At 58.1% G+C, this 15,122-nt stretch carries 10 protein-coding genes; all 10 read left to right on the top strand.

Annotated elements, in window-relative coordinates:
- On the top strand, positions 1–569 hold a 569-nt coding region (locus OR1_RS08600), incomplete at its 5' end, for a methyl-accepting chemotaxis protein (RefSeq protein WP_041971278.1).
- 82 nt (positions 570–651) lie between these two features.
- A complete protein-coding gene (locus OR1_RS08595) occupies positions 652–1,149 on the top strand; it encodes a chemotaxis protein CheW (RefSeq protein WP_041971277.1) in 498 nt (165 codons plus the stop codon).
- 233 nt (positions 1,150–1,382) lie between these two features.
- Positions 1,383–3,734: a formylglycine-generating enzyme family protein gene (locus OR1_RS20735; protein WP_052440349.1), complete on the top strand. Its 2,352-nt coding sequence runs from the start codon at positions 1,383–1,385 to the stop codon at positions 3,732–3,734.
- Positions 3,735–3,863: 129 nt separating this feature from the next.
- On the top strand, positions 3,864–5,066 hold the full coding sequence (locus tag OR1_RS08585) for an S-layer homology domain-containing protein (RefSeq protein WP_041971276.1): 1,203 nt from the start codon (positions 3,864–3,866) through the stop codon (positions 5,064–5,066).
- A gap of 154 nt (positions 5,067–5,220) precedes the next feature.
- The gene (locus OR1_RS08580) at positions 5,221–6,138 is read left to right on the top strand and encodes a hypothetical protein (RefSeq protein ID WP_041971275.1); all 918 of its coding nucleotides are present in this window, start codon (positions 5,221–5,223) and stop codon (positions 6,136–6,138) included.
- Positions 6,139–6,273: 135 nt separating this feature from the next.
- Entirely contained in the window at positions 6,274–7,392 is a 1,119-nt protein-coding gene (locus OR1_RS08575) for a FecR domain-containing protein (protein ID WP_160295231.1), read from the top strand.
- A 2-nt stretch (positions 7,393–7,394) separates the two neighbouring features.
- A complete protein-coding gene (locus tag OR1_RS08570) occupies positions 7,395–9,494 on the top strand; it encodes a CHASE2 domain-containing protein (RefSeq protein ID WP_041971274.1) in 2,100 nt (699 codons plus the stop codon).
- Between the two features lie 63 nt (positions 9,495–9,557).
- Positions 9,558–10,664: an HD-GYP domain-containing protein gene (locus OR1_RS08565; protein ID WP_041971273.1), complete on the top strand. Its 1,107-nt coding sequence runs from the start codon at positions 9,558–9,560 to the stop codon at positions 10,662–10,664.
- Between the two features lie 17 nt (positions 10,665–10,681).
- Positions 10,682–12,388, top strand: a complete 1,707-nt coding sequence (locus OR1_RS08560; RefSeq protein ID WP_041971272.1) for a transglutaminase family protein — start codon at positions 10,682–10,684, stop codon at positions 12,386–12,388.
- A 39-nt stretch (positions 12,389–12,427) separates the two neighbouring features.
- Positions 12,428–15,103 carry a GNA1162 family protein gene (locus OR1_RS20730; protein ID WP_052440347.1) on the top strand — a complete coding sequence of 892 codons (2,676 nt, stop codon included), beginning with the start codon at positions 12,428–12,430 and terminating at the stop codon, positions 15,101–15,103.
- Positions 15,104–15,122: the final 19 nt, after the last annotated feature.

Raw genomic sequence — 15,122 nt, 5'->3', positions numbered from 1 at the left:
TCGAAGCGGCGCGTGCCGGCGAACACGGCAAAGGGTTCGCAGTCGTCGCCTCCGAGGTCAGGAAACTGGCCGAACGGAGCCAGAACGCCGCCGGCGAGATCAGCGAGCTGTCCGGCTCCAGCGTCGAGGTCGCGGAAAAGGCCGGTGCCATGCTCGCCGGCATCCTGCCCGACATCCAGCGGACCGCCGAACTGGTGCAGGAGATCTCTGCCGCCAGCAAAGAACAGGACACCGGCGCCGAGCAGATCAACAAAGCCATCCAGCAGCTCGATCAGGTCATCCAGCAGAACGCCGCCGTTGCCGAAGAGATGGCCTCCACCGCCACCGGGTTATCCGGCCAGGCCGATCAGCTGATCAGCTCCATCGGCTTCTTCAAACTCGACCTGTCGGACCTTAGGAGCAGCCAGCGGCAATCGGAACTGCCGGCGCAGCCACAGTCACAAGCGGTTGAAAAGGCCAAGCCCAAGCAGCTGGTAGCCAAGGCGCAGAGGAAGATAGCCGTCAATGAGAGCGGTTTCGGGCTTAACCTGGGGAAAGACCACCTGGATAAGGAATTCGAGAAATACTAGAGGCGGTGAAAGGTGAATAGTGAAAGGTGAAGAAAAGAAACTAACCATTCACTATTCACAGAAGTTATTCACGGAGGTTAAAATGAGCGTAACAGGGATAACGGAAACGATACAGTGCCTCACCTTCAAGCTCGGTGATGAAGTCTTTGCCGTCAACGTCGCCAAGGTCCGCGAGATCCTTGACTTCACCACGGTCACCAAAGTCCCCCAGACTCCTGATTTCATGCGGGGCGTTATCAATCTCAGGGGGAGCGTCGTACCGGTGGTTGACATGCGGCTCAAATTCGGGATGACCGCCACGGAAAAGACCGTCAACACCTGCATCATCGTCATGGAGATCGCCCTGGACGGCGACACCTCCATAGTCGGGGCCTTGGCGGATTCGGTTCAGGAGGTCCTGGAACTGGAGCCGGAGCAGATCGAAGCGGCGCCGCGGATCGGGACCAAGCTCAACACCGAGTTCCTGATCGGCATGGGCAAGCATAACGAGACCTTCATCATGATCCTCAATATCGACAAGGTCTTTACCTTTGAAGATATGGAATCGATGCAGGGAGGCGGCAGCCAGGCCGCTGCCTGAGCAGACGGAAACCGGCAAGGCATGATAGTGACACAAAGCGCCATGGGCAACCATGGCGCTTTGTCGTTTACAGGTCAAAACGATTTGGCCAAACCCGATCTTTAGCATGCAGAACGGGTTGAAGATTCATGGATAAGTGTTAGTCTTGCTTAATGGCATGATCCCCTGAAAGCGGCTGTCGTGCCGCTGTAACGAGGAGTTTGTGCCTGTGGCTTTGTCAAAAGGGGATCTTTATGTACCGGAATCCTGGCATCAGAATTATTGGCAATTTCATCGTGCTACTGCTTTCCGTATTGCTGGTTCTACCCGGTTCCAGCTTTGCAGCAAAAGAGCGGCCCAAGGTTCTCAAGACATCTGTCCCGGCTGCAAGTTCCCCCTGCGATCTTCCTTTGAGAGGGCAGCTTTTCCCCGCCGAGAGCGTCGAGAGGGGGGCCTTCTCGATCGATCTCTCCAAGGCGTTTACCACCGATCAGATCGCCCAGGTTGAAAGTAATGTCAAGGCGTGCCAGAGCCTGATCTCCAGCCGTCTCCTCGGCTTTCAGGATAAAGGATCCGTGCTGCTGCGCGACAAGGCGTCCATGGAAGGGATGCGCAACATAAAGGCGCATATCGATACGTTAAAGGCCCTGGAGGCGGAAAAGATCAACATCAGGAAGACCTTGAGCAAAGACCTGTCGCAGGTCAGCCTGAAGGGGCTTTATGCCGTGGTCCTCGAAGCGGATCTCAAAACCCCTCGGGACAAACTGCTCGACAAGGCGAAGAAACTGATCTCTCCTCAGGCAATCCACGACCTTCGCGGGGTCGCGGTCAATTCGGTTTCAGTGGTGGAAGAAAGCCGGTTGGTGTTCGACCGGGTGGTGGCCGAGACATCGGGCGAAATGGACGTCGAGGTAGTGGCCTTCGAGGACCGCAAGTCGTTTCTGGGCAAGTCGCAGCTTCTGTATGTCGCGGTTGTGAAGGTGAATCCCCTTTCCGGACCTATTCGCAATCAACGGAGTTCCGGGGCGGGTGTCAGGGGATATGTTGCCGATCTCCTTTCTCTCGAAAACAATGCGCTCTTTTTCAAAAAGGAGCTTGCCAAGTACACGAGCAACACCTATGCGACGGAGAAGATGCGTTCGCTGGAGGAGATTGTCTCGGTCTGGCAGAACGTGGTCCAGCAGGGGAACGCCCAGGCGAACAAGAAGTCGGGCGAACTGCTCGCCCAGCTTGCCAGGCGGTTGAAGGAAAAGGATGACGAGATAAAGGCCACGAACCGGAAGATCGAGGATTTGAGGAAAAGGCTCTCGGAGATCTATGAGCAGGTAGGATACCGATGCAACCTGGTGGCCGAATCCTGCCTGGATGATGCTATCGGTCATGTGGACCGGAATATCGGCGTGGTTGTCAATGCCAGCCTTGCGGAAAAGGCCAAAGAGATGGTTTCTGCAAAGGGGGTGGTGATTGGCGCCGGCGATCCCGAGAGGGAGATCCAGCGGCTTGCCCAGGATTTTTACCAGAACCTGCGGACCACCTACTCGAAGCGCGAGCAGTTCCTGAGCCTCAGCGTTGTGGACAGCGGGGTGCTTGCCGGCGCCGTGGACAAGCAGGGGTACTATATCGTCCGGAGCCCGCGGGAAATAATGGTTTATCCCTACTATGACGAAAACGGCAACATGCTGGTCCTGGAAGTGATGGGATTCCGCGTCTCCCAGGAATCGGACCAGGACAAGCTTTCTCCCCAGCCGCCGCCTGCACAGCCGCCATTGGAACCGGAACCGGAACCGCCCCGGTCTGAGCCGGGTCTGCCAGAGCCGGCACCAGAACCGGTTTCTAAACCGGTGTCTCCCGAGCCTCCTAAGAAGGTTGCTTGCCGGAATGTGGGGTTGAGCCGCTCTGCCGCTGAAACCGACCCGGAGACCGGAATGAAGTTCGTGTTCGTGAAGGGGGGATGCTACCAGATGGGGAGCAGCGAGGGCGGCAGCAAGGATGCTCCGCCCCATGAGGTCTGCCTGGACAGCTTTTACATCGGGAAATACGAGGTTACCCAGAAGGAATGGGGCAGGATCATGGGGCAGAACCCGTCGGAAAACAAGGGGGGAGGCGATTATCCGGTTGAGCGTGTGAACTGGGAGGATGCGAGGAAATTCAGCGAAAAACTTTCTGCGCTTACCGGCAGGTGCTACCGCCTGCCGACTGAGGCGGAGTGGGAATACGCCGCGCGTGACCGTGGCGGTAATACTGTCTGGTCAGGCATTGATAATGAGGCGGGGCTCGACGCGTATGCCTGGCACAAGGGGAATTCCGACGGCAAGACCCACCCGGTCGGGAAGAAGAAACCGAACAGGCTCGGTATTTACGACATGACCGGCAATGTCTGGGAATGGGTCGAGGACAGTTATAACTCCGACGCGTACAAGAAGCTCGACAAAAACAACCCGGTTGCGGCCGATACCCGCTGGAGCTGGTCGGCTGTCCGCAGGGGGGGGAGTTGCGAGACCAAGGCTGAAAGGATGAAGAACGTTTCGCGCGACAGCCACCGTAAAGGGAAAACGTCCGAGGACCACGGGTTCAGGATTGTCCTGCCGGCGCCGGCCGACAATTAGGCCCGAGGTAGCGGTCCGCTATCCGTTGCTGCATTTTTGAGCAGTATTTTCCATCTGTCCGTCTTTACTATTCAAGCGGGATGAAGCTGGTGATTCAATTCGGCTGCAATAGAAACCAGGAGGTGGGATATGAAGAAGACGACGTACCTGACACTGTTGGCGGTATCCGGAGTTCTGGCATTAAGCGGGTGCACGACCAAAGTGGCGAAATGCACCGGCGACACCGACACCCCTCAGCATCACTACCTGATGGGCATGAAGGCCCTTGAAGAAGGAAAGCCGGCCGTGGCGCAGGAGAAGTTCGACCGTGCCCTCTACTGTAACGAAGAGTACCCCAATGCCTATGACGGCCTGGCCATTGTGGGCGGCGAGAAGGTGAAGGTCCAGACTGATGCCGCTTTCCGCGCCACCGAGATTGAACGGGTCGGCGAAAGCCTGGCAAAGGGGAGGAAGTTCGCGGACAAGCCGGACGAGTATTTCGATTATCATGTTGCCGCCATCCGCACCCAGACCGCCATGAAACCGAAAGGGTGGCTCGCCGAGGCAGAGGACGCCTACCGGGACGCCAGGACACTGAAGGTGGATGAGCGGAACCTGATCTACTACTTGGGGACCGAGGCAGCCACCTACTTCATGGGGGTTGCCTATCTGGAGGGGTTGGATTTTATCAAGGCCCGCGACACCTTTGCCGAGGTGCTGAACGCCAAACGCGAGGGTAAATGGCATGAGAAGGCCGACAAGGGGTGGAAAAAAGTGGACAAGATCGTCCGCGCCATGTCCGGGTTGACCGTTGGTGATGTCGGGAAGAAGATCGCCGTCAAAGACGCTGTAAGCAGGGCCGACCTGGCCGCCCTGCTCATCGACGAGCTGAAGATCGACAAACTGATGGCTGGCCGGATTCCGCTGTCCAAGTCGCCCCAGGCGGAATTCACTCCGGCCGACATGCTGAACCATCCCTACAGGGAAGAAGTGCTGACCTTGATGAAATGGAAGGTGCGCGGTATGGAGCCCAAGTCCGACGACGCCACCAGGGCCTATCTGTTCAAGCCCGGCGACTTCGTAAGCCGCGGCGAGCTGGCGTTCATCCTTGAAGATATCCTGATCAAACTCACCGGCGACGAGAAACTGGCCACTGCTTACTTCGGTCAGGACAAAAGCCCGTTTCCCGATGTCAAGACCACCTCCGCCCAGTACAATGCCGTCATGAACATGACCACCCGCAGCATCATGGAGAGTGAGCTGTCCGGCGAATTCAGGATCAACGACGCCGTTGACGGCGCTGAGGCGTTGTTGGCGATGCGGATGCTCAAACAGAAGATAAACATCTACTAGGAACCGCTCTTTTCCGCCCTGGCTGCGTAAGTCTTCGGTAGCGCTTGTGCGGCGTAGCGCTGCTACGCCTCCGCGCACTCCCTTGACAGCCTCGCCAGGACGAAAAATCTTCGGTTCCACTCGAACGTTCATTACTTTCAAGGAGGATATACTGATGAAAAAGATATTGTTCGCCATTGTTGCAACACTTGCATATGCTGTGGCCGCTCAGGCCGACACCATCCAACTGGACGAGACCTTTACCAAGGCCAACCAGTGGCTGAAGAAGGAAAACCTCTCCCTTACCGGCAGCCCGTCCGCCCGTGACGATGCGGCCGCCTTCATGCAGGAGACGATCCTCTTCTACGGCGAAGGATATGGCAACCCTCAGCACGAGAGCCCGGCACAGAAGGAAGGGATGGCCAAGCGGGCCGCAGTGGTCTCGGCCCAGAGGGCCGTGGCCGAATACCTTGAAGGTTTTGCCCTTGCCAGCGACACCGTGGTCAATCAGGGGGTCACGGTAAAGGACATGGTCCGCTCCGCCACTGCCGCCTATGTCAAAGGGGTACAGGTGGTCTTCCAGGATTACAGCAAGGAAAAAGACATTGCCATTGCCATCGTCAAGATCGGCATGCATGGTCCGGATGGGTTTGCTTCGCACCTTTACAACAAGATGAACAGCGATCCCGCCTTCAAGAAAGCGGTCGCCACCGACAAGCCGGTCTTCAGGGGGGATACTGTCAAGCTTGAGCAGGCCTACGACGGGCTGATCGTAGATGCCACCGAGCATCAGTTCCGTCCGGCGCTCATCAACCGGATATTCACCCAGAATGGCGAGGTAATATATGATCCCGCCAAGGTGAGTCAGAAGGTCCTGGTCGAACAGGGATGCGGGGAGTACACCAACAGCGTAGACAAAGCCAGGGCGGCGTTGGAGAAACGAGGGGTAAAGAATCCGCTGATCATCAAGGCCTCCGGCGCTACAAACTTTTGCGACCTGCAGGTCTCGGACAATGATGCGGTAACGCTCTTTTCCGCCAACCAGAAAGGAAACTTCCTGGCCGCAGCCAAGGTGGCCTTTGTCCTGAAATAAAGCCCTGGAGGTTTTGACAGTTCCCACGCAAGGGATATGGCCTACCGTGACCCTGCAGTATCTTCGGCCATCAGGTTCTCAGAAACGGTTGCAGTCCCAGCGACCGTGCGTTATCAGCAGACCAGTGAGGCATCCATGGGAAGATTCATTACGGTGTTGTTTCTGCTTTTTGCTTTGGCCATCCAGGTTCAGGCGGCCGAATATCCGGCTGTTGCGTTTAAGACGAGCGGTGCGGTCTTTGTGAAAGGTTCGGATACCGAACCTTACCAACCGCTCCCGGCAGGGACCAAACTCAGTGGCGGCAGCTTTGTAAAGACCGGTGCCAATGGCTGGCTGCTTCTTAAACTGTCGGACGGCAGCACGCTGGCGCTTGCCAACAATACCGAACTGGAACTGGCAACCCTGCGGCTGACCGGGGACAAGAGAGAGGGGCTGCTCTCACTTCTGGTGGGGAAGATCAGGGCGAGCATCGTCAAGCTGGCCGGCCAGCAGACGGATATCCGCATTAAAAGCCGGACTGCGGTTGCGGGGGTGAAGGGTACGGAATTCCTGATGCTCAACAAGGGTCCGGTAAACGTCTTTTTCGGTAATGAAGGGCGGGTGACGGTCGCCGGGAACAGCGACGGCGCCACCGACCTTGACGCCGGCACCATGACCCAGACCACGAGGGGGCATAAGCCGATCGCGCCGGTGAAAGTCGAGCCGGACTCCACCCTTCAGAAGGCGCAGATGGTCTTCAACGCGGCGACCGGCGAACTCCCCCCGGCCGAATGGACCGAGAGCGATAATCTACCGGACATCATCGCACGCTGGGATATCAACTATGCCCATTACCTGATAGACAAGGGGGAATACGGGCAGGCCCTGGAGTTGCTCCAGGCGGCATTCGACCTGGCTGCCAACGAAGGCGTCAGGGCCGATAGTCTTCTCGAACAGGGGAGCGTCAATGGCCGGTTCCTACGCGATCAGACCGCCGCACTGGACGCCTACGCCAAGCTGCTGAGCGAGTATCCCGGGCGGCCCCAGGCCGAGGCCGCCCTGTACTACTCGGCGCAGCTCCGGTTCGACCGGGAAGAATTCACAACCGCCCTCGACCTGTTTGAACGGTATCTGACCCGTTATCCCGACGGGATGTATGGGCAGAACGCCCGGACACTGATCAATCGGATCAGGCAGGAACTGCCACCCGAACCGCCGCCGGGCAGAGGGCCCGTTCTTAAGCCGACTGGCGGGCCGCAATCCGGAGGCCGGTGACGGTGGATCTGTTCAGGCGAAAGTTTCTGCTGTATCTGATCCTGGCCGTCGCCTCGGCCCTGGCTACCTTTTTGCTGTACCGTTCCGCCATCCCCTTTCTTACGGAAACAGACCTCATTCTCAAGGACACACGCCTCAGGCTGCGTGGAGCGCAACCTCCGGACCCGCGTGTTGCCATCGTTGCCGTAGACAACCGCAGTGTAAAGGATCTCGGCCGCTGGCCCTGGCCCCGCGCCAGGATCAGCGAGCTGGTAACGGCGATCATCTCTGCCGGGGCACGGGTAGTCGCCCTGGATATGGTGTTTTCTGAGCCTCAGACGCCACAGGACGACCAGTTGCTGGTCAGGTCGATGTCTGCTTCGGATCGGGTGATTGCCGGCTATTTTTTCCGGGTCGAACAGACTGAGCCGGCTCCCCGCTCCCTGGAACTCCTTTCCTTGTCACGGATCAAGATGGTACGACTTGAACCCGGCGCCGATGCCGGGACGATCCCTGATTTCCCGTTCGTGGAACTCAATACCGGCCTTATCGCTCGGGAGGGGCAAGCGCTGGGGTTTTTCAACCAACTCCCCGATCGGGACGGAGTCGTGCGTTCCACGCCGCTGTTATGCCGGTTCAAGGGGGAAATGTTCCCATCGCTCGCCCTGATGTCGGTCTCTGCCTACCTGAACGCCCCGGTTGCCGCAACAATCGCTCCTTTCGGCCTTCGTTCCTTGTCAATAGGCGGGATTACACTGCCGGCGGCTGAGGACGGGCGGCTAAGCCTCTGCTTTTATGGCCCTGGTGGCACGGTTCCGATCTATTCGGCATCAGATCTTGTTCTCAATAAACTCCCCCGCGGGGCGCTTCACGACCGGTTGGTATTCCTCGGGGTAACGGAGACCGGGATCTCCGACCTGCGGATCACCCCGTTTGACCCCTCTTTTCCCGGCGTGGAGATACTGGCGACTGCTGCCTCGAATATTCTGGAGCAGCGGTTTCTGATTCACGACAGCCGGACCTATGGCATCGAGATGGCTGCGATATTCCTGCTGCCGTTCCTGCAATTCCTGGCCATCGCGTTGTCCCGCAGGGCGCTCTTTGCCCTTGCTGCCTTCGTTCTTGCCGAGGGACTGTTCCTCGGCGGCAACTTTCTGATGTTCTCCCTGTTCCGGTTCGATATCAGTCTATTCTTCCCGACCCTTGCCCTCGGGATGACCTATGTCTGTTCCGAATCGTACCGGAGCCTGATTCTTGACCGCCAGGCCCGCTATCTGAAGAAGGCTTTCAGCTCGTATGTCTCGGCCGATCTGGTGCGGGAGCTGGTAAAACGGCCCGAAATGTTGAAGCTCGGTGGCGTTAGCCGGGAGGTGACCGTTATCATCTCCGATATGAGAAAGTTTTCCACGATTTCCGAAAAGCTGGGACCGGAAGGGGTGGTATCCCTGCTGTCCCGCTATCTCTCCGCAATGACCGAGATTGTCATGGAAGAGCACGGAACGCTTATTCAGTATGTCGGCGACGAAATAGTGGCGCTGTTCAACGCCCCGCTGGACACTCCGGATCATGCCTCGCGGGCGTGCCGGTGCGCAGTCAGGATGACGGAGCGCCTGCAAACACTGAATGCCGAGTTCCTGGCATCCGGCCTGCCGGAAATCGATATCGGTATCGGCATCAACAGCGGGGTGGTAATAGTCGGGAATATCGGGGCCGAGCGCAGGTTTCAGTACACGGCGGTCGGTGATGCGGTGAATCTGGCCTCGCGTCTGGAAGGACTGAACAAATACTTTGGCACCAGGATACTGGCGAGCGCGGCCACGGTTAAGGCCTCGGGCAGCAGTCACTTCTTCAGAGAGATCGACCGGGTCAGAGTCAAGGGGAGGAAAGGTGTGACCACTGTCTACGAACTCCTCGAACAGCCGTTAGTGTATGCCGATGAGTTTGGCTCGGCCATGACCATGTATCGGAACAGGATGTTCTCCGAGGCCAGGGAAGCGTTCTCAGAACTGGCAGAGCGAAGTGGTGATCCTGTTGCCTTTGTTTACACCGCTCGCTGCGATGACTATCTTGCGTCGCCGCCATCCGGGGATTGGGATGGGGTCTATGTCCCTCCGGGCAAGTAATATTTTTGTTTGCGCTTATCTGACGGGTATTCCCGTTAATACTATTTGAAACCGAGGGGGATTATGGAGTCAACGGACAGGATTTCAACTGACAACGGGATTCAGATCGAAAAATTCAAACAGCTGGTGGGGCTTGCCTCGCTGATCAACTCTTCGCTGGATCAGTCCGTTATCAGGATGAGGGCTATCGAGGCTGCTAAAACCCTTCTTAATGCCGAAGAAGGGAGCATGATGCTGATCGACAGGAACACGAACGAGCTGTATTTCGACGTGGTGGCCGGCGAGACCGGAACGCTTCTGAAAAAGGTCCGGATCGGCCTCGATCAGGGGGTAGCCGGCTGGGTGGCAACCAATGCCGTGCCGCAGATCGTCAATGATGCCGGCAGCGACCCGAGATTCTATTCTGCCGTGGACAAGGCGGCAAGCTTTGAAACCCGGTCGATCATCGCGGTTCCGCTTCTGTTCCAGGGCAGGGTTCTTGGGGTCCTGGAGGCAGTAAACAAGATTACCGGGCCATTTACCCAGGAAGACCTCGACCTGTTCGTCTCGCTCTCCGATCTGGTCGCTTCTGCGGTTGAAAACGCCAATCTGCACGAGGAGCTGCGGGAGGCATTTTTCGGGATTGTCCTGGCCCTGGCAGACGCTTTGGAAAGCAGGGACACCTATACCGGCGGCCACACCCAGAGGGTCAGGCATTACTGTCAGTCAATCGGCACAGCGCTGCAACTGGGCAAAAATGACATGGAGATCCTGCTCCTCTCCGCGATACTGCATGACATCGGCAAGATCGGGGTAAGGGACGCCATTCTCTGCAAGGAAGGGCCGCTGACAAGGGAAGAGGCCGCACTGATGAGCGAGCACTCGAAAAAGGGGGCCGAGATCCTGAGCAATATCAAGGCTCTCAGGAATGTCATCCCCAGCGTTATGGCCCACCATGAACGGTTTGATGGCAACGGTTACCCTGACCGGCTTTCCGGGGAGGATATTCCGATGTTTGCCCGGATCATTGCCGTTGCGGACACGTTCGATGCCATGACCACCGACCGTCCTTACAGGAAGGCTTTGACCCCGGCCGAAGCTTTTGCGGAACTGCTCCGCTGCAGCGGCACCCAGTTTGATCCGGATGTTGTCGCAAAGTTCATCCCGGCAATTCCGGAAGAAACTGAATAACGGTTTCTGAGGTAACAATGAAACGGTTTTGTTCGATTATTCTGCTCGGTCTGCTTCTGGTCCCGTTTCCGGCCCACGCCAGGACCCTTCTGCTGGAAGGGAAGCTGGACACCGAAGTGGCTGTTCGGCAGCGGGTAAGCTTTGGCGTGGATAAGCCGCTCAGTGAGATTGTCTACCGTTATCCGTTACCGGCGACCGTTAATGTGCATGGATTTTCGCAGAACGCGCTCAATAGCGGCTTCATATTCGATCCCCGGCCTACTGCAGTCAATGATGAGACCGACAAATACGGGAACCGTTTCAAGGTGCTCACCTGGAACAACATAACATCCACTATAACCGGCGAGGTCAGCTTTACCACCGTCATTGCCGCGGAGCTCAGGCCTGTGACCGTAACGGCGCCGTTCCCGCTAAAAGGGGTGTCTGCCGAGCATCGGGTCTATCTGCAACCGTCCAAACTGGTGCAGAGCGACCACCCCGGGATCAGGGCACGGTCCGCGGCGTTGACCGCAGGGGCAACGAGCCAGCCGCAGGCAGTGGCGGCGATCCTCAACTTCGTTGCCGATCATATTGTCTACGAAACACCCCCCAGCTCCTATGACGCGCTCTTTGCCCTGCAATCCGGGACCGGCAACTGCCAGAACTTTGCCCATCTCGCCATCGCCTTGCTGCGGGCTTCCGGAATACCTGCCCGGGCAGCGGTCGGTTTGACACTGAAGGACAAATGGCGGATACCGACCGACGACCTGGGCTCGGTCATTGTCCAGGGGATGGGGGAGGGGATGCACGCCTGGCTGGAGATCTGGTATCCGGAACTCGGTTGGCTGCCTTACGACCCGCAGCAGTCAAGGCAGTTCACCTCCACGCGCCACATCAAGTTCAGCCACGGCCCGGAATGCGCCAACATCGGCGTCTCCTGGCGGGGAGCACCGGAACTCCCGGTATTTTCCACTGTCATCAGCAGCAGTTTCGGTCGCGACGTTATCGATCTGCGTCTGAAAGGGACCGGCAACGAGCCTCGCGGGTACATGGCCAGCAACCGGATGACCGGAGCAGAACCCGAGCCGCTGCCGCCCCCTCCGGTCGTAGAGCCTGCCAGGCCTAAACCGCCCCCACCCTCTCCGGTGCCGCCGCCAAAGCCGCAACCGAAGCCGCAAATGGTCAAGCCCGCGCCGAAGGCCGACGACAGCGGTCTGGTGGTGTTCGGCAACCCGCGCCTGCCGGAGAAACTGTCCCTGCAGACCATTACCGGCAATAGCGGGGAGTTGGCGCTGGAGCGCGAGACCGCGGAATATGTAACCTCTACTGCCGTCTATGCCCAGGCGTTTATCGTGGATCGGTTGATGACCCTGCAGACCGTTTCCATCGGCATGAAGAAGTTCGGTGGCGACGGCACGGTATACCTGGACATCGCGGCGGACGACAACGGCCGGCCGGCACTTATGAACGGCGTACGCACCAGGCCGATCCCGTTGGAACAGGTCAGGAAGCTTCCGGGATACGGCTGGCTCGACTTCCCGGTGCCGACCGAGGCTGGACCGTTCAAACCGGGCAAGTACTGGATCGTGTTTCGCCGTTCCGGCGAGGCGATCATGAATTGGTACTACACGCCGGGCAAGCCGTACAGCGGCCCGGACGACACCCGCTCAACCGCCAGGGGATGGCAGTGGGAGGATATCCTCCCGTATGATTTTGTCTTCAAGGTAACTGCAAAGCAGCTCTGAAAATCTGTACCTGTTTGTCCAACCGTTGCGGGGGATGCCATGAAACGATTGCTGCTGGTCTGCCTCTTTCTTCTCACTGCCTGCGCCCCGACTCTCAAGGTCGAGCAGTACGGCCAGGGGATACAGGAAATCCGCGAAGACGAATTCCCCCGCCAAGTAGCTATACTCCCCTTTGTGAATGAAACCGCAGAACCTGGTTTGGACGCCATGGTCCGCCGGAATTTCGCCAATCACTTCTCCTCGAAAAACTACGTTGATGTAAAACTGCCGGTCATCGACGAGAAACTGGTCCGTTTGGAGAAATCCTCCGGAAAAATCGTGCGGGAACTGCCCGCACTGGAACTTTCGGCGGCAATCGGTATTGACGGCCTGTTGTACGGCAAGGTGACTGATTATATATTCGTTTATGCCGGGGTCTACTCCCAGCTCGGGATTGAAGCCGAGGTCTGGCTGGTCAACGGCAAGACCGGGAAGGAGCTGTTCCGGCAACGCGAATCGGTCCGCTACCACGAAGGTGGTATCCCGACCTCGCCGCTGGCAGCGGTGGTAACGGCTGTCTCTACTGCCATGAACCTGCGTGAAATCCAGAAGGTACGGCTGGTCAACGAACTGGCATACAAGTTCATGGGAAAGCTGCCATCGCCCCGGACGATGTCTGCGGAAAACCGTCCACAGATCAGGGAGGTGCTGACCAATGCCGGCGAGGGTCCGTTCGGGCCGCGGCGGGTTATCAAGGCGGGGATGCAGGGGGACCCCGGACTGGTGGCAACCTTTGACATCGGAAGCTTCAAACGGGGTGTTCCGATGAAGGAGCTGCAGCCAGGCATCTATAGCGGTGAATACGCGGTTCTGCCGGGTGACGGCTGCCGCGACATGCCGGTGACCGTTACCCTTACCCGGCCGGGGGGGCTGGAGAGCCAGTGGCTCGATCCGACCGGCTATATAACCATCGACACCATTGCCCCACCGGCAGTCAGCGGGGTGAAGGCAAAAGGAAAGGTCGATGCGGTGGAACTGGTCTGGCAGGCGGTGCAGAGCAGTCCGGACCTGAAGGGGTACCGGGTACAGCGGAGCGAGTCGCCTCTTTCCGGATACCGGGAGCTGACATTTACTGAGCAGGCTCTCTTTAGCGACAGCACCGCGCAGGTCGGCACGCAGTATTTCTACCGGGTGATTGCCGTAGACCGGGCCGGCAACGATTCCGAGACCGGCGAAACGGTGCGCGGAGCGCTTGCATCTGCCCAGCCGCGGCAGTTGTCAGGCGAACTCACAGCAGATACCGTGATCGACGGCGAAGCGCAGGTGACCACGCCTCTGCTGGTGCCGCGCGGGGTCACTCTCACGTTTGCAAGTGGTGCCAGGACTCGCTTTGCGGACAATGCCGGCCTGACGATACTCGGCAAGCTGGTTGCACACGGGGGGGATGCCACAGTGGAGTTTGTTCCTGCAGGCAAGGAGATCTGGCCCGGCATTACGGTCGATGGCGGACAGGTTGCCGTTAACCGGCTGCGGATTACGAGGGCAAGCACCGGGTTCGATCTGAAGAACGCCGAGGGGAGCATTGGCGATGCAATCATTTCCGGGTGCAGGATCGGCATGGCGTTGACCGGGGTAACCCCGGTTACGGTTTCAGGCACGACCGTATCCGGCAATGATACCGGGCTGAGCCTGACCAGGACCGCCAGCCGTTTTTCCGGAGGGAATATCATTCAGAACAGGACCGGTATAATTGCAGACAGCTTCTCGGGCGAACTGCTGGATAACAACATTCTGGACAACGAGGTGAACATCAGCGCAAAACAGCCTTTCACTCTCGGCCCCAACTGGTTCGGTACCACGAATATCGAAGATATGAAGTTGTCTGGCGTCGCACCGCTAAAGGTTTACGATGCCTTGCTGCCGGGCGGAAAGCTGGTGGAGCCGGTCCGCAACCCTTATGCCGGGTTGAACCGGGATGAGCGGTTAAAGAAGTCAGCCGAGCTGATGATCGAGGCGGGCGGTTATTTCCGGCAGCGCAACTTTGGCAAAGCGGCATCGCTCTTTGCCGAACAGCTGAAAGTCGTACCGACTGCCGATACCTATTATTATCTGAGCCTCTGCCATCAGGAGATGAAGGAGAAGGAGCGATCGTTGGCCATACTCCGGGAAGGGACTGGGAAGTTTTCCCAGGATGCCTTGCTCTGGAAATCTCTTGGCATGCTGGCCTGTGAAAAGGGGGACGAGGCAACCGCCAGGTCTGCCCTGACCGAGGCGCTCCGTCTCTCTCCCGACGACCGGCAGGCTAGATTTGTGCTGGACCGGCTGGTAAAGCCATCTGACGACCCGCCAACTGCTCCCTCTCTCCAGCTGCTCACCGATGAAGAGGCGGCGCTACCGAACAGCCGCAAAGCCGGATTTACCGAACTCCCTGCTGAAGGTCCCGAAATAAGTGCGGATAATGTGGAGATAACAGACCGGAAACCTTTCCGGCTGGCCATCTCCTTTAAACCCAAGGCGGGCGAAGGAGCCGACATTTCATCACTACGGGTCACCGGCCTTAAGGTCACCCCAATTGATCTTACGCCGAGGATAAAACCATTTGTCTCGGAAGCCGGGCTTTTCATAAGAAACGTTATCCTGCCTGAAGGGCAGCACCGCTTCAGGGTGAGTATTGCCGATTATCGAGGGCGTCTGTCGGAAAAGGAGTTTGTGATCAACGTCAAGTACAGTTTTTGAGGAGACCGCCAGAGTATGT

The organism is Geobacter sp. OR-1, from assembly GCF_000813145.1.
GTDB lineage: Bacteria > Desulfobacterota > Desulfuromonadia > Geobacterales > DSM-12255 > Geoanaerobacter.
Note: the sequence above shows the minus strand (reverse complement) of the source record. Positions and strands in the feature narration are given on the sequence as shown.

Excerpts from the sequence above, each read along its gene's own strand:
- OR1_RS08565 (WP_041971273.1), top strand. The coding sequence starts at position 9,558 with ATGGAGTCAACGGACAGGATTTCAACTGACAACGGGATTCAGATCGAA.
- OR1_RS20735 (WP_052440349.1), top strand. The coding sequence starts at position 1,383 with ATGTACCGGAATCCTGGCATCAGAATTATTGGCAATTTCATCGTGCTA.
- OR1_RS20730 (WP_052440347.1), top strand. The coding sequence starts at position 12,428 with ATGAAACGATTGCTGCTGGTCTGCCTCTTTCTTCTCACTGCCTGCGCC.
- OR1_RS08580 (WP_041971275.1), top strand. The coding sequence starts at position 5,221 with ATGAAAAAGATATTGTTCGCCATTGTTGCAACACTTGCATATGCTGTG.
- OR1_RS08595 (WP_041971277.1), top strand. The coding sequence starts at position 652 with ATGAGCGTAACAGGGATAACGGAAACGATACAGTGCCTCACCTTCAAG.
- OR1_RS08575 (WP_160295231.1), top strand. The coding sequence starts at position 6,274 with ATGGGAAGATTCATTACGGTGTTGTTTCTGCTTTTTGCTTTGGCCATC.
- OR1_RS08585 (WP_041971276.1), top strand. The coding sequence starts at position 3,864 with ATGAAGAAGACGACGTACCTGACACTGTTGGCGGTATCCGGAGTTCTG.
- OR1_RS08560 (WP_041971272.1), top strand. The coding sequence starts at position 10,682 with ATGAAACGGTTTTGTTCGATTATTCTGCTCGGTCTGCTTCTGGTCCCG.